The 18,792-nt window shown below is 69.2% G+C and carries 14 protein-coding genes; 6 read left to right on the top strand and 8 right to left on the bottom strand.

All coding sequences use genetic code 11. The features are described from left to right. Together VGC18_RS03310 and VGC18_RS03305 are read right to left on the bottom strand one after the other, a co-directional pair. Positions 1–1,860, bottom strand: a 1,860-nt coding sequence (locus VGC18_RS03310) for a UPF0182 family protein (protein ID WP_331094199.1), incomplete at its 3' end; no start/stop codon positions are given. A 73-nt stretch (positions 1,861–1,933) separates the two neighbouring features. Then, complete coding sequence (locus tag VGC18_RS03305) at positions 1,934–3,043, bottom strand: YlbL family protein (protein WP_331094197.1); 1,110 nt, start codon at positions 3,041–3,043, stop codon at positions 1,934–1,936. A gap of 103 nt (positions 3,044–3,146) precedes the next feature. On the opposite strand from VGC18_RS03305, the gene VGC18_RS03300 reads away from it, so the two are divergent. After that, entirely contained in the window at positions 3,147–4,526 is a 1,380-nt protein-coding gene (locus VGC18_RS03300) for a zinc-dependent metalloprotease (RefSeq protein ID WP_331094196.1), read from the top strand. Between the two features lie 50 nt (positions 4,527–4,576). Further along, positions 4,577–5,434 (top strand): hypothetical protein, encoded by an 858-nt coding sequence (locus VGC18_RS03295; RefSeq protein ID WP_331094194.1) that lies wholly within the window; start codon positions 4,577–4,579, stop codon positions 5,432–5,434. Here VGC18_RS03295 and VGC18_RS03290 read toward each other — a convergent pair. Together VGC18_RS03290 and nudC are read right to left on the bottom strand one after the other, a co-directional pair. After that, positions 5,334–7,016, bottom strand: a complete 1,683-nt coding sequence (locus VGC18_RS03290) for an ATP-dependent helicase (RefSeq protein ID WP_331094192.1) — start codon at positions 7,014–7,016, stop codon at positions 5,334–5,336. The genes VGC18_RS03295 and VGC18_RS03290 overlap by 101 nt on opposite strands. 13 nt (positions 7,017–7,029) lie before the next feature. Next, on the bottom strand, positions 7,030–7,980 hold the full coding sequence (gene nudC / locus VGC18_RS03285; RefSeq protein ID WP_331094191.1) for an NAD(+) diphosphatase: 951 nt from the start codon (positions 7,978–7,980) through the stop codon (positions 7,030–7,032). 81 nt (positions 7,981–8,061) lie between these two features. Here nudC and VGC18_RS03280 point away from each other — a divergent pair, with 81 nt between their 5' ends. Then, positions 8,062–9,060, top strand: coding sequence for a phosphotransferase (locus VGC18_RS03280; protein WP_331094189.1), 999 nt, complete (start codon positions 8,062–8,064; stop codon positions 9,058–9,060). Here the strand turns inward: VGC18_RS03280 and VGC18_RS03275 are convergent. Continuing rightward, positions 9,054–10,403 carry an MFS transporter gene (locus VGC18_RS03275; protein WP_331094187.1) on the bottom strand — a complete coding sequence of 450 codons (1,350 nt, stop codon included), beginning with the start codon at positions 10,401–10,403 and terminating at the stop codon, positions 9,054–9,056. The two genes, VGC18_RS03280 and VGC18_RS03275, sit on opposite strands and share 7 nt — an antisense overlap. 124 nt (positions 10,404–10,527) lie before the next feature. On the opposite strand from VGC18_RS03275, the gene VGC18_RS03270 reads away from it, so the two are divergent. Beyond that, positions 10,528–11,388 carry a LysR family transcriptional regulator gene (locus VGC18_RS03270; RefSeq protein ID WP_331094185.1) on the top strand — a complete coding sequence of 287 codons (861 nt, stop codon included), beginning with the start codon at positions 10,528–10,530 and terminating at the stop codon, positions 11,386–11,388. 9 nt (positions 11,389–11,397) lie between these two features. Here VGC18_RS03270 and VGC18_RS03265 read toward each other — a convergent pair whose 3' ends face one another. Together VGC18_RS03265 and VGC18_RS03260 are read right to left on the bottom strand one after the other, a co-directional pair. After that, positions 11,398–14,550, bottom strand: a complete 3,153-nt coding sequence (locus VGC18_RS03265) for an ATP-dependent DNA helicase (protein WP_331094182.1) — start codon at positions 14,548–14,550, stop codon at positions 11,398–11,400. Continuing rightward, positions 14,543–17,650 (bottom strand): ATP-dependent DNA helicase, encoded by a 3,108-nt coding sequence (locus tag VGC18_RS03260; RefSeq protein WP_331094180.1) that lies wholly within the window; start codon positions 17,648–17,650, stop codon positions 14,543–14,545. The genes VGC18_RS03265 and VGC18_RS03260 overlap by 8 nt, the downstream gene beginning before the upstream one ends. A gap of 88 nt (positions 17,651–17,738) precedes the next feature. Between VGC18_RS03260 and VGC18_RS03255 the strand changes: the two genes are divergently transcribed. Together VGC18_RS03255 and VGC18_RS03250 are read left to right on the top strand one after the other, a co-directional pair. Beyond that, on the top strand, positions 17,739–17,963 hold the full coding sequence (locus VGC18_RS03255; RefSeq protein WP_331094178.1) for a DUF3107 domain-containing protein: 225 nt from the start codon (positions 17,739–17,741) through the stop codon (positions 17,961–17,963). A 2-nt stretch (positions 17,964–17,965) separates the two neighbouring features. After that, positions 17,966–18,256, top strand: coding sequence for a hypothetical protein (locus VGC18_RS03250; RefSeq protein ID WP_331094176.1), 291 nt, complete (start codon positions 17,966–17,968; stop codon positions 18,254–18,256). Between the two features lie 23 nt (positions 18,257–18,279). Here the strand turns inward: VGC18_RS03250 and VGC18_RS03245 are convergent. Further along, the coding region (locus tag VGC18_RS03245) for a ferritin-like fold-containing protein (protein WP_331094174.1) at positions 18,280–18,792 on the bottom strand (513 nt) is incomplete at its 5' end.

The following is an 18,792-nucleotide window of genomic DNA, read 5'->3' as shown; positions in this document are numbered from 1 at the left end:
GTTGTCGAGGGCGAGCTGCGGCGCCGGCGTGTAGGTGTCGGTGATCGCGTTGCTCAGCTGCTGCACGGCGGAGTACGGATACTCCTCGCTCGTCGTGTAGCCGTCGACGATCCACTGCACCTTGCCGTTGACCACGGCCGGGTACGGGTCGCTGTCGAGGGTGAGGTACGGGGCCACTTTCTGGATGCGGTCCACGGGATTGCGGGTGTAGAGGATCTGGGAGTCGTTGTTGACCGAGTCGGAGAGGAAGATCTGCTCGGACTGGAACTTGATCGCGTAGATGAGCTTCTTGAAGACGTTGTCGAGCTTCGGCCCGCCGTTGCCGGTGAAGGTCGTCGTCGCGTTCTGCTTGTTGCCGGAGTCGCCGGCGGGGTAGTCGAGCTCGACCTTCTTGCCGCTCTTCGGGCCGCCGACGATCGAGTAGGTGGGGGACTGCTCGCCGAAGTAGATGCGCGGCTGGAACTTGCCCAGGTCGCCGCTGCTCGGGATGCCCGACTCGAGGAACACCGGGAGCCCGTCGGTCGAGCGCTGGTTGCCGTAGGCGGCGACCACCCCGTAGCCGTGGGTGTAGACGAGGGTGTTGTTGTACCAGCTCGGGGTCGCTCCGGTGTTGGACGAGTCCAGCTCGCGCACGGCGATGACGGTGTCCTGGGTCTTGCCGTCGATCTTGTAGCGGTCGACGTCGAGGTACTTGTTGAACGCGTAGTACTGCTTGATCCGCTCGAGCTGGGCGAAGGTGGTCGAGACGAGGGCAGGGTCGATGATGCGGATGTTGGCGGTCGTCTCCGCGTCGTTCCTCAGGGCGCCCTGTTCGGCATCCGTCTTGGCGGAGTAGGCCTCCTCCTTGACCCCGGCGACCCCGTAGGCGTCCCTGGTGGCGTCGATGTTGCGCTGGATGTACTGCGACTCCAGGCTGCGCACGTTCGGCTCGACCTGGAACTTCTCGATGACCCACGGATACACCGCGCCGATCAGCAGGCCGCTCACGAGCAGCAGGGCCGTGCCGATGAGCGGGAAGCGCCAGCGGCCGATGACCGCGGTGATGACAAAAAGCACGGCGACGACCGCGGCGATGCCGGCGAGGATCTGCCTGCCGGGGATGACCGCGTTCACGTCGGCGTACGAGGCGCCGACGATGAGCTTGCTGCTCGTGCTCGAGGACAGCGTCGCGTACTGGTCCAGCCAGATGCTCACCGACTGGATCGCCAGGTAGACCGCACCGGTGGTCGCGAGCTGGATGCGCGCGGTGCGCGAGATGCGCACCTCGCGCCCGTTGAGGCGCAGCGCGCCGTAGAGGTAGCTCGTCGCCACGGCGGCGAGCCCGGAGATGAGGACGGCGGCGGATGCGAACGCCGCCACCGCCTGGTAGAAGGGCAGCGCGAACAGGTAGAAGGAGATGTCGAGGTGGAACTGCGGGTCGACCTTGCCGGAGGAGGTCCCGTTCAGCCACTCGAGCGCGAGGGCCCAGTGGGACGAGGCGGCGACGCCGCCGAAGAGCCCGATCAGGGAGGGGATGCCGTACATCGCGAGGCGGCGCAGCGGCTCGATGACCTGCTGATACCTGTCCAGCTGCGCATTGAGCTTCGCGTAGACGGGACGCCAGCGGAAGGCGATCTCGATGCTCGCGAAGATCGGTCCGCCCATGGCGATGAACCCGATGAAGAACATGACGAGGCCAGCGAGCCACTGCGTGGTCAGCACGTTGAGATAGCCGAGCTGATCGAACCACAGCCAGTCGGTGTAGAGGCTCGCGAAGATGAAGAAGAGGATGACCAGCACCACGAGGACGATGATGGTGACGAGAACGGTCACCCTCGATCTGGATGCCGGTCGGCGCTCTTCGGTGGGGGTGGTCGTCACGAAACTGCTCCTGGCTTGCGGCGGATGCTGTGGTCACTCATCTTAAGGGGTGGGGCTGCGAAAGATCGGGGTCTTACCTGACCGGACATTTCAGCAGGCCGCTGATGCTCGATCCCGAGCTGATCGCCTTAAGCGCCGTCAGGGAGTCGTCGAGGGTCTTCACCGCGAGCACGGTCAGCCCCTTCGGGATGTGGCCGGTCACCTCGTCGCAGTCCGAATACGGGGCGAGGAACCAGGTGGCACCGGAGTCGAGTGCCCCGTACATCTTCTGACGGATGCCTCCGATGGCTCCGATGGCGCCCGTGGCATCGATCGTGCCCGTCCCGGCGACGTTCGCTCCCCCGTTGAGCTTGCCCGGGGTGAGCTTGTCGATGATGCCGAGGGCGAACATCTGGCCCGCGCTCGGACCGCCAACATTCTCGAGCTGGATCTTGACGGTGACGGGGAAGTCGTAGGAGATGGAGGGATAGATCCCGATGATCGGGGCCGGGGTGGGGTCGGTGCTCAGCTGGGGCGTCACCTGCACGGTCTTGGCCGCGCCGTCGCGCAGGATGTCGATGTCGATCGGCACTCCCGCCCCGGTCTTCGCGATGATCGCCCGCAGTCCGAGCACGGTGTCCGCCTTCTGACCACCGACGCTGACGATCGTGTCGCCCTTCTCGAGGATGCCGGCGGCGGGCGACTTCGGCGAGAACCCGCCGACGACGAGCGTGCTGGGGAACGTGTACCCGAGATGGGTGAGCGCGGCGGCGATGGCGTCCTTCTGGGAGTTCTGCATGTCCACCGCCGCCTGCTCGTTGGACTGCTTGAGCGTCTCGCCGGCCGGGTAGACGGCGTCGACCGGAAGGACGGCCTTGCTGTGGTCGAGCCAGGCCTGCGCGACCTCGAACCAGCTCGGCGAGTGCTCGCGATCGCCGAGCACGTTCACCGTGAGGAGGTCGAGCGCACCGGAGGTGGGGTAGGTCTTCCTGTCGGGGATGCTGATGAGCGGCACCTGCTTGTCGTCGACGGTGACCTTGCCAAGCGTGTTGAACACCGGTCCCGGCTGCTCGATGACGTACGGAGCGGGGGTCGTGGCGAAGACGAAGGCCCCGATCAGCGCGGCGACGAGCAGGATCCAGCCGATCGTGACACCACGCCTGCTGCGCCGTCTGAGTGGTCGGTCATCGGCGAAGAGCGCCACCGGGCATCCTTTCGGAGGGTTGTTCGCCACGGGCGCACGCGGAGCGCCCGGACTCAGGACAAAACACAGCTGCTGCAGCCGTGCAGCGGCTAGCGTAGTTGTTATGCCTGAAGATTCTGCGCAGGACCCGGAAGACGAATTCCGCGACATGCTGAGCCAGTTCCTCTCCGGTAACGCGGAGATCGACCCGGCTCGCCTGGCGAGCGCCGCCGGCCTGCCCAACGATCCGGAGATGATCAAGAATCTCATCGGACAGCTGCAGAGCGCTCTTCAGTCGAGCAGCAACGGCATCAACTGGGGCCTCGCCCTCGAGCAGGCCAAGGCGCTCGCGGCCAAGGACACGATCGCGACCACGCCGGCGGAGCGATCCGCCCTCGAGCAGGCCTTCCACGTCGCGGCCCTGTGGCTCGACGAGGCCACATACCTCTCCGAGCTCACCTCCTCCCCGCGGCTCATGTCGCGCACGGAGTGGATCACCGCCACCATGCCGATCTGGACGCAGATGGCAGAGCCGGTCGCCCTCAGCATCGCCAACTCGCTCACCGAGGTGCTGCGCGAGCAGGCGCCGGAGGAGATGTCCGGGATGCTCGAGGGCGCGAGCAAGCTGATGCGCAACGTCGGCGGCACGCTGTTCGCCATGCAGCTGGGCCAGGTCGTCGGCCAGCTGGCCAGCGAGGTGGTCTCCGGCGGCGACATCGGCATCCCGCTCCTCAGCCCGGTGGGGGACGCCGAGCAGCAGGCCGCGATCCTCCCCCAGAACGTCGCCGCATTCGGGCTCGGACTCGACATCGAGATCGACCAGGTGCAGCTCTACCTCGCCGTGCGCGAGCTGGCCCACGCGAGGCTCTTCCGCCACGCGAAGTGGCTCAGGCTGCAGCTGATGACCTCGATCACGGAGTTCGCCCAGGGCATCCGCATCGACACCAGCCGTCTCGAGCAGCTCGCCACGGACTTCGATCCCTCCAACCCGGAAGAGCTCCGCGAGGCGATGGTCAGCGGAGCCCTCATCCCGCCGAAGTCGGAGACCCAGCTGGCCGCCCTCGCTCGGCTGGAGACCATGCTCGCCCTCATCGAGGGCTGGGTCGACGTCGTCACCGCGCAGGCGACCGCGCGCCTTCCGAAATCGGATGCGATCGCCGAGACGGTTCGTCGCCGCCGCGCCGCGGGCGGACCGGCGGAGTCGGCCTTCTCGACGCTCGTGGGCCTCGAGCTGCGTCCACGCCGGCTCCGTGAGGCGGCCGCCATGTGGCAGAAGCTGACCGACGAGATCGGCGAGGAACGCCGGGACGAGCTGTGGTCGCATCCCGACCTCGTCCCGACCTCGGAGGACATCGACGACCCGGCGGCGCTCGTCGCCCGCCTGACCGGTCCGGAGCCGGAGCAGGACGACATCGATCAGGCCATCCAGGACCTCCTGAACGACGAGAGGGACGACCGACCGCGCGAGGGCGACGACGGATCGGCGCAGGAGCCCCCCGCCTGAGCTGTGGATGACCCGGGACGTCCCGCGTCCGAGTGGTGCATCATTCCGGGATGGTCCTTCGACTCGATCCACGGTTTCCCCTCGTCTGGCGCACCCCGCACAGCCTCCAGCTCGGGGTGGACCGCCCCGGCGTTGTGCTCGAGGATCTGTCCGAGGAGCAGGAACGGCTGCTGGCTGCACTGCTGTCCGGGATCAGCCGATCCGGGCTGGAGATGATGGCCGGCGCGGCGGGCGTCGATGGCCTCGAGGAGTTCCTCGACCGCATCCGGCCCGCGCTCGCCAGCGATGAGTCGGTGCCGGCCGGTGGCGCGGTCACCCTCGTCGGTGCCGGACCGACGGCGGAGGGCATCGGCGAGCTGCTCCGTCGGTCGGGTCTCGCCCTCGTCCCCGATGGGCGGAAGACCGGGCTGGTGATCATCGTCGCGCACTACGTGATCGAGCCGGAGCTGCACGGTCGCTGGCTGCGACGCGACCTTCCCCACCTCCCCGTCGTCTTCGGCGATTCCGTCGTGCGCATCGGCCCCGTCGTCGAGCCGGGCACCGGGCCGTGCCTCTATTGCCTCGACCGGTACCGGCGGGACGCCGACCCGGTCTGGCCCGCCATCGCCTCGCAGCTCTGGGGACGCAGGAGCGCGGCCGAGACCGCCGTCGTCGCGGTGGAGGTCGCCGCGGTCGCGGCCAGGATCGTGCTCGCCCGGCTCGCGGCCGAACGACCGGGACGGGCGACCTCCGTGGAGCTGGACGTCGGCAGCGGCGAGGCGGTCCTCCGGCACTGGCAGCCGCACCCGGAATGCGGGTGCATCCGGATCAGCGCAGCTCCTCGAGGAACCGGGAGGGCCTCCTCTGCCCGCCGCGGCCAGATGCACCCTGTGCCCAGGACAGATGCAGCCGCCGGCGCGCGCGGGTGATCCCCACGTAGAGCAGACGGCGCTCCTCCTCGACGGCCTGCTCCGTCCTGGCGTAGCTGATCGGGACGAGCCCCTCACCGAGACCGATGAGATAGACGGTGTCCCACTCGAGGCCCTTCGCGGAGTGCAGCGTGGCCAGGGTGACGGCCGCCATCGTCGGCTCGTGCTGGGTCGCCGAGCGTTCGAAAAGCTCGTCCACGAACTCCCTGAGGGTCGTTCCCGCTGGCGACGCCTCCGCGAGGGACATCAGGGCGTTGAGGGACTCCCAGCGATCGCGGACCGCTCCGCGCGTCTCGGGAGGATCCTGCGTCCAGCCGAGCGACCTGAGCACGTCGCTGACCGTCTTGAACAGGGGCTCGCCGGTGGTCGCTCCGACGAGCGCCCCCTTGAGCATCATCAGCGCCTGCTTGATCTCCTGCAGGTCGAAGAACCGGGTGCCGCCGCGCAGCTGGAAGCTGATCCCGGCGTCGGTGAGCGCCGTCTCGAGCGCGGCCGACTGCACGTTCACCCGGTAGAGCACCGCGACATCCTGGGGACGCGTCCCCCCGGCGATCTGCTCCGCGATCTGCTGGGCGACGGCTCTCGCCTCGGCCCCGTCGTTGGGGTAGCTCGTGATCGTCGGCTCGACCCTCGTGTCCGGTTCGGTCGCCGCACGGAGCGCGAGAGAGCCGGGCCGCCCCTTCATCAGCCTGTTCGCGGTGCGGACGATGGCCGGGGTCGAACGATAGTTCTGCTCCAGGCGCACCACCGTCGACTCGCGGTAGCGGGTGGGGAACCCCAGCAGGAAGTCCGCGGAGGCGCCGGCGAAGGAATAGATGGTCTGGCTGGCGTCGCCGACGACACAGAGGTCGGTCCGGTCGCCGAGCCAGAGCTCGAGCAGCGCCTGCTGGAGCGGGGAGACGTCCTGGTACTCGTCGACGACAAAAAACCGGTACTGCTCCCGCACCTGCTGGGCGACCCGCGGCTCCGACTCGATCATGCCGGCGGTCGCGAGCAGAACGTCCTCAAAATCGAGCTGGCGGCGCTCGTCCTTGACCGACTCATACGCCCGGTGCAGTGCCACCATCTTGTCGGCATCGAGCGACGCGGGCATCACCCGGTCGGCGAGCCGCTCCGCGTACTGCTCGACCGTCAGGCAGGAGACCTTGCGCCACTCGATCTCGGCGGCGAGGTCGCGCAGGGTGGCGGTATCGAGCTTCAGCCGGAGCGTCTCCGCGGCGTGCGCGATGAGCCTGCCCTTGCTGTCCAGGATGCGCGGCATGGTGCCGCCGATGACCTGCGGCCAGAAGAATCCCAGCTGGGACAGGGCGGAGGCGTGGAAGGTGCGGGCGGCGACCCCCGCCGCCCCCAGCTGGCGCAGTCGTCCGCGCAGCTCCGCCGCCGACCGGCTGGTGAAGGTGAGAGCCATGACCCGGCCGGGGGCGTAGACGCCGGTCGCCACTCCGTAGGCGATGCGGTGGGTGATCGCCCTGGTCTTTCCGGTCCCCGCGCCCGCGAGAACCGACATCGGACCCAGCAGGGTCTCCGCGGCCCGACGTTGATCGTCGTCCAAGCCGGACAGGAGCGCGTCGGCGGTGCTCACCGGGAAACCATCCTCACCAGTCGATCCTGTCGTCGATCGGACCGCCGTACCAGCGTTCGATGATCGCTCTGGCGATCGAGGTGCGCCCGGGTAACCCGATCTCGCCGAGGGCCGCGGTCAGCTCCTCGCGGCTGAACCACCGCAGGTCGAGGATCTCGGCCCCGTCCGGGGCGAGGACGGACTCCCGGTCGGGGTCGACCTTCGCGGTGAAGCCGAGCATCAGGGACGCCGGGAACGGCCAGGGTTGGGAGCCGAGATAGACCGGATCGACGACCCGGATGCCGGACTCCTCGAAGACCTCGCGCACCACGGCGCTCTCGAGCGACTCCCCCGGCTCGACGAAGCCGGCCAGCAGGGAGTACCGGCCCTGCTCCCACATCGCGTTGTGTCCGAGCAGGAGGCGATCGTCCGGGTCGACGACCCCGACGATGATGGCGGCATCGGTGCGCGGGAACACCTCGCGGCCGCCCGCGGGATCTCTGCGCACCCATCCGCCTTGCTCCGCCACCGTCGCCACGCCCGTCCGAGGCGAGAACGGATGAGACGCGTGCCAGTTCGCGAGCGCGAGCGCCGCCGTGAACAGCCCGGCCTCGAGATCGTCGAGTCGGCTCCCGAGCAGCCGGAGATTGCCCCAGAGGTCATCGCCAACCCCGAAGGCACCGGCGGCGGCGTCCGACAGCACCGCCGCCGCATAACGGCGCGGCGGCAGCGATCCATCGATCGACCGCCCCAGATACAACCGCAGGTCGGCCTCCGGGACGAGGGCGGGCGGCAGCAGCTCCAGACCGCCCCGGCCGTTCAGCAGCGCATTGCCCCTCCACAGCACGAGCACCCGGGTGTCGGCATCCGCCCACAGCTCGTCCAGCAGTTCCGGCCGACTGCGACTCAGGTAGTCGCGATCGAGCTCGTGACGCGAGAGCGGGAGGGACGTCGCGGGAAGCGGCAGACGGGACTCGAGAGACACCGAACGACCAATCAATCGAAGGAGGCGGGAACTGCGTGGCGTTCGAGGCCGCTCGGCGACCTACGACCTACCCTGTCAGGTATGGCCAGATCCCATCTCACTCTAGCCGCGCTCGCCACCTCGGCCGTCGCCGGCCTCGACATCGTGGCGGCCAGCGGCTTCGGCTCCGGGGCCGTCGGCGACTACGAGTCCGCCCTGTTGACCGGCAGAGACGGCAGGCATTGGATCATCCGCGTCCCCACCTCCGAGCGCGCGGAGGCGGAGCAGTCGGCCGACCTCGTCGCGCTCAGGGCGCTCAGCACCGGCGTGCGCACCCGGCTGCCGTTCACCGTCTCGAACTTCGCCGGCCAGACCCCGATCAGCGGCACCCGCGCCGTCGTCTATGAGTTCGTCTACGGTTCGAAGGTGACGCTGGCCTCGATCCCGGCCGACGAGGGCCTCGCGTCGTCGATCGGTCGCGCGGTCGCGGCCATCCACACCCTTCCGACCAGCTTCGTTGCGGATGCCGGCCTCCCCGTCCTCACGCCCGTCGAGATCCTGCGGTCCACCGTCACGATCATGGATCGTGCCTCCGCCACCGGCCTGGTCCCCTCGGAGCTCCTCGGGCGCTGGGAGAGGGCGACGGAGGACGCGGCCCTGTGGCAGTTCGCGCCGACGGTCATCAACGGCGCGCTCGGTGCGGAGTCCTTCCTGAGCGCTGGCGGCGAGGTGACCGGCCTGCTCGACTGGCACAGCCTCTCGGTCGGCGATCCCGCACGAGACCTGTACTGGCTGCTCGGCGTGCGCGGGGAGAACGTCGCGGAGACGGCCTTCGATGCCTACAACCTCGCCCGCGGTTCGAGCGATCGGCAGGTTCGGCAGCGCGCCATGCTCTACGCGGAGCTCGAGATCGCGAAATGGCTGCTGCACGGCACCCAGGAGCGCAGCACCGAGATCGTGGACGACGCCGTGGAGATGCTCAGCGGACTCGTCGACACGGTGCACAACGACCTGCAGCAGAATCTCGGCCACAACACCATGCCGGTGCTGGCCATCGACGAGGTCGAGGCGATGCTCGACCGCAACCAGCGGACCTACTGAGCCGGTCTGCTCATCCTCCGGCGCCGGGGCACGATCGAGATCAGCTTTCCCGGCCGGTGCAGCCGCAGGCTGAGCGACAGCTTGCCCGATCGTGCCAGCACCATCGAGATCACGACCGCCGCGATGGCCGGAACGACACCGGCGACCACCATGGCGGCGTGCACCCCGAAACGATCGGCGATGGCGCCGCTGATCGGGCCTCCCAGAGCCTGACCGCCGAGCATGATCATGGAGTAGACCGACATGACCCGACCGCGGATCGCGCGATTGGTCGACAGCTGCACGATCGACTCCGCCCCGGTCGCGAACAGCAGGCGAGACAGCCCGATGCTCACGAGGAAGACCATGAAGAGCGGCTCCCATGGCGTGAGCCCGGCGACGACGAGCGCGGTCCCGAAGAGACCTGCGGCGAACATGATGGTCCTCAGCCGGACGGTGAGCCGGCGCGTGGAGAGGACGGCGCCGCTCAACGCGCCGACGGCCGCCGCGGAGCTGTACAGCCCGTACCCGGTGGCGCCCGTCTTGTACACGGTGTCGGCGAAGGAGACCAGCAGCACGGGAAGGGTCATCCCGAAGGTCGAGACGAAGGCGAGCATGATCATCGGCCAGAAGATCGTGGGCTTCGACACCACGTAGCTCAGTCCCTCTCGGATCTGTCCCTTCGACCGGTCGGCGCGGGGCGACGGCAGCAGCTCGCGCACCCGCATCATGGCGAAGGTCAGCACGACGATGGCCGCGGCCAGCGCGTTGACGCTGATCGACCATCCCGATCCGACGATCGCGATGAGCACGCCGCTGATGGCCGGCCCGAGAAGGCCGCCGAGGTGGAAGATCGATGCGTTGAGGCTGATCGCGTTGCGCAGTCGCCGGTGGCCGACCATCTCGTTGACGAAGGCCGATCGCGCCGGGCCCTCGACGACGGCGACGAGCCCCAGCAGGAAGGCGACGCCCCACACCTCCCAGACGGTGACGAGACCGAGGAGGGTGATCACCCCGAGCGAGGCGCAGAGGATGGCGGTCACCGACTGGGTGGTCATCATCAGCTTGCGCTTGTCGACGCGGTCGGCGAGGACGCCACCCCACACGCCGAAGACGAGGACGGGGGCGAACTGGAGGAAGACGGTCACTCCGACGAGGGCGACGTTATGGGTCAGCTCGTTGACGAGCCAGTCGGTCGCGATCTTCTGCATCCAGCCCGAGGTGTTGGCGATCATCTGGGAGATCACGTACAGCCGATAGTTGAAGACCCGCAGCGAGTCGAAGGTGTCGCGCCACTTCGGACGCTCCAGAAGTACGGGGATGGGCTCTGTCGCCGGGTTGATCGCCGTCGATTCTGTTGTCACGTTTTTTCCTGCAGTGCTCGCACGTTACGTATGGTCAGTTAAAACGTTACGGGCTTCCCGGTCATTCGTTTATAGAATCAAGACTATAAGTCCCATTCATTTATGTAATGACTGAAGGTGCGTCGTGTTCGATCCCGTCCTGCTCAAGACCTTCGTGACCGTCGCCGAAACCCTGAACTTCACGACCGCCGGTCAGCTGCTCGGGCTGAGCCAGCCGACGGTGAGCCAGCAGATCCGCAAACTGGAGTCGGCGGCGGGGCGCAACCTCGTCGTCCGCGACACCCGGGAGGTGCGGCTTACCGATAACGGCGACGCCATGCTGGGCTTCGCCCGCACGATCCTCGCGGCCCACGATCAGGCGAGCAGCTACTTCACCGGTTCCGCCATGCGCGGACGTCTGCGCTTCGGCTCGGCCGACGATCTCGCGCTCACCCAGCTGCCGCAGATCCTGAGGGACTTCCGCCAGCTCTACCCGCACATCAATCTGGAGCTCACCGTCAACCAGAGCGGTGCGCTCACCAGACGATTGCAGTCCGGTCAGCTCGACCTCGTCTTCGTCAAACAGGAGTCGGACAGCACCCTCGGTCAGCTCGTGCGCCGCGACCGGATGGTCTGGGTCGGCCACCGCAACCTCACCGTGGAACCGGATCGGCCCGTGCCGCTCATCGCCTACCAGGCGCCGAGCCTCAGCCGGACGGTCGCCATCGCCGCCCTGGAATCCATCGGACGCACCTGGCGCATCACCTGCAACGTCAGGGAGATCAACGGCGTACTCGCCGCCGCCAGGGCGGGCATCGGGATCGCCGCCTTCCCGCAGAGTCTCATCCCCCCTGACCTCGCGCAGCTGCCGACGAATCTCGCCCTGCCGGAGCTCGGCACCGTCGACTTCAGGCTGCTCGACAACCCGACCTCCGCCAGGGAGCCGGTCGACGCGCTGATCTCCGCGATCGTCGGACGGCAGAGCGCCATGGTTCCCGTGCAGTAGCGGCTCGGCTCAGCGGGCGAAGGACGCCCGCCAGCGTTCGAGCAGCTCCGCCTCGGAGAAGATCCGCTCCGGACGCACGATCCTGTCCGTGGCGACGAAGTAGAAGACCGCGTCGATGAGCTCGGGATCGATGCCCTTCCATCGCGCGTAGGCGAGTCGGTAGAGCGCCAGCTGCAACTGCTTCTGCTCCAGGTCGGTGGCGTCGCGCGGCGGCTTGCCCGTCTTCCAGTCGACGACCTCGAATCGATCCCCGTTCTGATAGACCGCGTCGATCTTGCACACCACGATCTGCCCGTCGAACGGCAGATGGATCTCCCGTTCGACGTCGATCGGCGAGCGGGAGCCCCACGGGCTCGCCTCGAAGACCGCCTTCAACCGCGCCAGCTCCGCCTCATCGACGAGGTCCTCCGTGTCGAGCTCGGTAACGAGCGAGTCGATGTCGTCGGGGGCGCCGAGGAGCCCGTACCTGTCCTCGACCCAGGAGTGGAAGAGGGTGCCCAGTTGGGTCGCCCGATACGGCCGCTCCGGCATCGGACGCCGAAGCGAGGAGGCGACGGATGCCGGATCGGTCACGTAGTCCTTGAAGCGGGAGGCCGGCACCCGCGTCGGCAGGGTGACCAGCCCGCTCGTCTCCAGCCGCAGCCTTCGTTCCTCCAGGAGCAGGTCGAGCTGGGGCGCGAGGAAGCCCGCGGTCACGGGTTCGGCATCCAGCACGCTCTGTGCGGCCCGTTCGACGGCCGGACGGCGGGAGCCGAGCGGGTCGAACGGCCACACGACCCGGTCGAGACGATCGCCGAGCGGGTTGTCCACGGCCTCCGCTGCGGCGGGCAGCGGGGCGACGATGCCGGCGTCCGCGAGCTCGCGGAGGAACGGGCTCGGGATGCGCGGCCGCTTCTGCCGTGCCCAGAACGATCCGGAGAGCAGCAGGCCGTGCCTGGCCCGGGTGATGGCGACGTAGGCGAGGCGCCGCTCCTCGTCGAGGCTTCGCGCGCGCACTTCGTCCGAGAATCGTTTCACCGCATCGACGATCTCCTTCCGGGTCGTGGCCTCGCGCCACGGGAACACCGGCAGCTCGTCGGCGTCGCCCCGGAACGGCCAGGGCAGCTGTCCGAAGGCGGTCCAGCCTCTGAATCCCTCCAGGGGTCTCGCGGGAAGCTCGTCCTCCACCAGCCGGGGCACGACGACGTGATCCCATTCCAGGCCCTTGGCCCCGTGCACGGTGAGGATCTGCACGGTTCCGGGCTCCGGGTCCTCCGGACGCGGCGACAGATCCTCCCGCTGCTCCGCCTCGCGAAGCCAGGTGAGGAAACCGCGCAGGCTCGCGGTGTCGTCGATGGCGAGATAGCCGGACAGCGCATCGAGGAAGGCGTCGACGGGAGCGGAGCCGAGCACCCGGAACTCGTTGGCGACGATCTCGATGTCGAGCTGCAGCTCCTGAAGCACGACGATGACGAAGTCCCGCAGGTCGAGACCGGCCCGCGAGCGCAGCCGCGCGAAGAACCGGCCGGCCGATCGCAGCCGCTCGAGGCCGATCTCGCTGAAACCGGAGAGGAACCCGTGCTCCGGCCTCGCCGTCGCGATGAAATCGAGGGCGTCGACGATGGAGCCGCCCTCCCCGTCGGCGACCGACATCCGCAGCCGTTCCTTCACCTCCGCGGGCAGCGGGTGCTGCGCGTAGTCGAGGTCCCTCAGGCGCGACGCCAGTCGGTTGAGCGCGTGCAGGTCCTGCACGCCGAGCCGCCATCGGGAGCCGGCCAGCAGGCGCAGGAGCTCGAGCCCAGCGTTCGGGTCGCTCACGACGCTGAGCGCACTGACGAGATCGGCGATCTCGGGCTCGGCCAGCAGCCCGTTCAGGCCGAGGACGTGGTATTTGATGCCGGCCTCTCCGAGGGCGGCGAGGAAGAACGCCTGCGTCTTCCTCGTGCGGAACAGCATCGCGGCGGACGGAGGCCCGTCGCCCTCGTCCGGCACGGAGAGTCGCTCGCCGAGCCAGCGTGCGGCCTCCTCGGCCTCGTCGACCACCGATTCGGCGAAGATCGAGTCGACGGCATCCTCCGATGCGGCCGGACCGGCCACCAGCTTCTCCACCCGCACCCTCGAGGTCTGCGCGAACGGCGCGACCACCGCGTTCGCGGCATCGAGGATGCGCCGCCCGTTGCGCCAGCTCGTCGACAGGACGAACCGTCTGTCCGACGCCTCGAACGCCCTGGCGAAGTCGTCGAGGTTGCTCGCGCTCGCGCCACGCCAGCCGTAGATCGACTGGTTGGGGTCGCCGACGGCCATCACCGGATGCCCGGCGAAGAGCTCCGCGAGCAGCCAGGTCTGCACGACCGAGGTGTCCTGATACTCGTCCAGCAGCACCACGCGGTATCTCGCGCGCTCCCCCTCGGCCACCTTCGGCTGTCCGCGGACGATCCGCAGCGCGAGCGAGACCTGATCGGAATACTCGATGAGACCGCGGGTGGCCTTGACCGCCTGGAACTCGGCCGCCAGGTCGATGAGGACGTCGAGCGAGCCGACCGTCTCGGCCAGCGCGGCCACCTCGGCGTAGCCGCCACGGCCGCCGTTCGGAAGATCGGCGATGGAGTGGAATTCCCGGGCGAAGCCGCGCAGCTCCTCGCCGTCGACGTCGTTCTCGGCCATCGCCCGCGCGAGCGACAGCACCGCCTTGGTGACCGGCTCGAGGTTCTTGCCGAGATCGGGGAGCCGGGCATCCCTGCTCTTTGTCACGACGCGGCGGGCGAGCTGCCAGGCGGCGGCCTCACCGAGCACCGAACCGTCGCTCTCCCGCCCCAGCGCGGCGGCGTTGTCGCGGAAGAGGGAGTTCGCATAGGAGTTGTAGGTGGACACGTTCGGCGCATCGAAGGGGTCGTACTCTCCGGGCAGCAGGCCGACCCTGGCGAGCTCCGTGACGCGCTCCCGGATGCGCGCGGAGAGCTCCCCCGCCGCCTTGCGGGTGAAGGTCAGGCCGAGAATCTCCGAGGGCTGGACAAAACCGTTCGCGAGCAGCCAGAGCACCCGACCGGCCATCGTCTCGGTCTTGCCGCTGCCGGCTCCCGCGATGACCAGCGCCGGGGCGAGGTCGGACTCGATGACCGCCCTCTGCTGGGCGGTGGGACGGAACCGCCCGAGCGCATCCGCGATCTCGTCGCTGCTAATCACTGCTGACCGCCTTCACCCGATGCAGCATGAGCCGCGCGACGTCGCCGAGACCGAATGCGCCGAGCTCGGCCGGGCCCTCGAACTCGGCGGAGGCGATGAGGGTCGCCGCCATCCTGATCCGGTCCCTGAAGGCGGCGAGCTGTTCCGGGGTCAGCGGCGACTGGACGCCCTCCCGGTAGAGCCGCCCGTCCCTGCCCTCCTTGACGAACAGGAGCTTCGCCCCGCCCGCGCTGTGCCCACCGTGCTCGGCGAGGTACTCGTCGAGGATCCCGTCCGCGTAGGCGAGCTGATAGGCGCTGAGCTGCGGATGCTCGTCGATCGCGGCCTGCGAGCTGACGGGGCTGCCGGTCTTCAGGTCGACGATGACGACGGAGCCGTCGGGAGCCAGCTCCACCCTGTCGATCGACCCGCGGACGACGACGTTGTCGAGCTCGAGGCTGAAGCGGCTCTCCGCACCGACGAGCCGCTTGTCGGCCTGCCGGAAGTGGGCGAGATATTCGGCGAGGGCCTCGGTGAGCGTGCGTGCGATGCGGGACTGCCGTTCGGCGAGCCATGGCGCATCGAAGAGCAGCTCGTTCCACCGCGATTGCACCGCCGCCCAGAGCGCGTCGACCGATTGATCGGCGGATGTCTCCATCGCCCAGTGCAGGATCGTCCCGACGTTCGCGACGACGCCGGATCCTCCGCCTGCGGTCGTCTCGAGGAACCAGTCGAGCGGCGACTCCACCAGCTTCTCGAGGGCGGACGGGGAGAGCGGGATCTGTTCGCCCTCGTACAGCGGACCGGTGGTCGAGACGGGAATGAGCCCGTGCCAGTCCGCGGGAGAGGCTCCGGGAACCCCCTCCAGCGCGAGGGCGGCGAGCGAGGAGGCGGCGTCGGCCGCGACTCGCGCGCTCGGCGAGGTCACCAGGATGTTCCGCAGGCGACCCGTCATGCCCCGCAACGACAGCGGCGGGGCGGCGGATGCGTCCAGGGCGGGGACGTCGCTCGGGAGCAGCCCGAAGAACGGGCTCGGCGCCTCGTCGTCGTTGGCGACCGCCGCCAGGATCACCCTGCTGCGCGCGCGGGAGACGGCCAGCGCGAACATCCGCAGTTCGTCGCCGAGCACCTGCTTGCGCTCGTCGACGGCCGCCGTGTCGATTCCGGCGGCCAGCCGGGCGAGATCCTGAGCGCCGAGCAGCGACCCGCGCAGCCGCAGGTTCGGCCATGACCCGTCCTGAAGGGCCGCGACGACCACGGTGTCGAACTCGAGGCCGACCGTTCCCGACGGCGTCGTCACCAGCACGGTGTCGTCGTTCCGCTGGGGCGAGAGGGTGTCCTCCGGCACCTCCGCGTCGAGGATCTCCGCGAGGAAGACGCTCGGTGCGGCGTCGGGTCGGCGCTCGGAGAACCGTTTGGCCGCGGTGAAGAGCGCGACCACCCCGTCGAGGTAGCGGTTCGCCTCCACAGCGGCGATCCCGGTCCCCAGCGCCTGGTCGTACCAGGTCTTCGCGAGCCCGCTGCGGTCCCAGGCGATCCAGAGCAGCTCCTCGATCGAGCCGTCGCTCTCACCGAGCAGCGCGAGCGTCTCGGCGAGCCGGCCGGCCGATCTGGCCACTCGGTGATCGATCGTGACGAAGCGGTTCGACGCGGACAGGCCTTCGACGAGCAGTTCGTCACCCGACCTGGTGCCGCCGCCGGCGACCTCTTCGGCCCGCAGGGAGAGCCGCAGGCGACGCAGGCCGAGGCGGTCGAGGCCGCCGAAGGGGCCGAGCAGCAGTTCGGTCGCGATCTCCGCGTCGAGCGCCGCCCTGCCCACCCCGACGTTCACCAGGGTGAGCAGGGCGCGCGCGGCGTGATCGTCTCGGAGGGCCGTACCGCCGACCGCCGTCCTGGTCGGCACCTCGGACAACGCGAGCGAACGGGCGACCGCCTCGACCTGGGCGCCGCTGCGGACGATCACCGCCATGTCGCGCCACGCCACCCGCGACCTCAGGTGCTGTTCGCGCAGTGCCCTGGCGACCGCAGCCCATTCCCTCGCGGGGCTCGTCGCCAGGATCGTCGCCAGCGGCTCCTCCGAGGAGACGCCGCCGGCCGACGCGCGACGCTGTCTGCCCGCCGCAGCCGTGCCGATCCGTGCCGTCACCGAGGAGGTCAGCGACCTCAGCGCCTCACCCTGCCTGTGCGCGGTCGACAGCGTGAGCTCCACGAGGTCCGGCAGTCCGAGCAGACTCGCCAGGCGGCCGAGGGCATCGGGCTCCCCGCCGCGGAAGGCGTTCGCCGCGACATCCGGATCCCCGAACGCGACGACGGTGATCCCCCTCGCGGCGAGCGCGCGAACGATCGACATGGTCGACTCCGTCGCCTCCTGCAGGTCGTCGAGCACCACGAGCCGCAGCGCGGCCACCCGCTCCCCCGGGTCGTCGGAACCGATGGCGGCCGCCGCGAACCTGGCGAGCTCGGCCGGGTCGACCTGGGCCTGCCTCGAGTAGCTGATGACCTGCAGGTACTCGTCGATGAAGGCCGCCGCCGCGACCCATTCCGGGCGCCCCGTCTGCCGCCCGAGCTCGCGGAGGCGCGCGGTCGACACGTCGAACTCGGTCGCCCGCATCATGAGCTCCCGCAGCTCGGTGCGGAACTGCCGCAGTCTGCGCACATCGGCGCCAAGGGCCTCCGGCCAGTCCGGCCCCGTTCCCGCCTCGATGTGGCCCTCGATCAGCGCCGCGATGTCCGCGTCCTGCTCCCCGCCGGTCAGCAGCCGGCGCGGTGGGGCGCCCTCCCTCCTCGCGGCGTCGCGGAGCACCTCGAATGCCAGGGAGTTGATCGTGCGGGCCATCGGACCGGTCGTCGGCACCCCGAGCCGCAGCGCGAGCAGGTCGCGCAGCCTGGTCGCTGCGAGCCGGCTCGAGGTCAGGGCGAGCACCTGATCGGGGGCCCAGCCCCTGCCGAGCACCCGCTCGGCCACCAGCTCGATGAGGGTGGTGGTCTTGCCCGTGCCCGGCGCACCGAGCACCGCCGCCGACGTTCCCGGCGGCAGGTCCACCACGGAACGCTGCGACGGATCGAGATCGACGGATGCCGCGAGCCGGGCATCTCCTCGCCGAAAACCCGTGATCGCCATGGTCCAACGTTAACGGGCTCCCACGACATCGTTGCGCCCAAAGAGAACGACGCGAAGGACGATCCTCCTTCTGCCGTAATCTTGGGTCGTGGACATTCGCATCGGCATCACCAACAGCCCCCGTGAGATCAGTTTCGAGACGTCGCAGTCCGCTGCGGAGGTAGAGAAGGTGGTCGCCGCCGCACTGGACTCCGCGGCCACGTTCTTCACGCTCTCCGACAACCGAGGCAGCGTGTACCTCGTCCCCGTCGCCTCCTTCGGTTATCTCGAGATCGGCTCGGAGGAGTCCCGGCGCGTCGGTTTCGTCTCCTGACCATGGAGCTGCTGTTTGTGACCCTCGGAGGAGCGATCCTCGGGCTCGCGGCGCGGTACAGCCTTCCCCGCCGGGGCACCTACGGGGCGCTGCTCCTGCCGGCGGTCGGGGCGGAGACGGCATCCGTCGTCTGGGCGGTGCTCACCTGGGCGAGCTGGAGGTTCGACGGCGGCTGGATCTGGTGGGTGAGTCTCATCGCCTCGGCGGTCGTTCCCGTGCTCCTCGGCATTCTGCTCGGACGCAACCGCACCAAGGCGGACGCGGCCATGTTCGCAAGCCTCAGCCGCGCCTAACCGCACCGGACGGGCGGCGCGTCCTAGGCCGTCAGGCCGAGCGCATCCATGCGGCGGGTGTGCGCCGCGATCAGCTCGGTGAAGACGGGCTCCAACCGCGCCTCGTCCGACTCTCCGATCCGGAAGACCACGGATCGGGCGATGAGCAGCGTGTCTCCCACCAGCCGCCGTCCCCACATCGCGAGCCTGGATGCGACGGGAGGGTCCTGCTCGATCGCCTCGCGCAGTTGGCCGACCAGGAGCTCGTGCCCGTCGTCAGAGGAGTAGATGGCACGCAGCCGTTCGGCCACGTCCCCGGAGAATCCCCCGGCCAGCCGGAGGAAGAAGTCGTTGAGCAGCCCGGAGGTCACGTAGCTGGTGATGAGGATCTCGTGCCAGTCGGCACCGGTGGTCACCCGGGAGAACTCGTCGATGCGATCGACATAGGGCGCCATGGCCTCACCGGGCACCACACCCTTCCGGGTCAGCTCGGCGGCGAGGCCGTGATGCCGCGCGAGCGACAGCGCCGCGGCGTGGCTGACCGCCTCCTTGGCCGC

The sequence above is a fragment of the Lacisediminihabitans sp. genome (assembly GCF_036404185.1).
Lineage (GTDB): Bacteria > Actinomycetota > Actinomycetes > Actinomycetales > Microbacteriaceae > Lacisediminihabitans.
The sequence above is the reverse complement of the archived record's forward strand: the minus strand, read 5'-3'. Positions and strand labels throughout refer to the sequence as shown.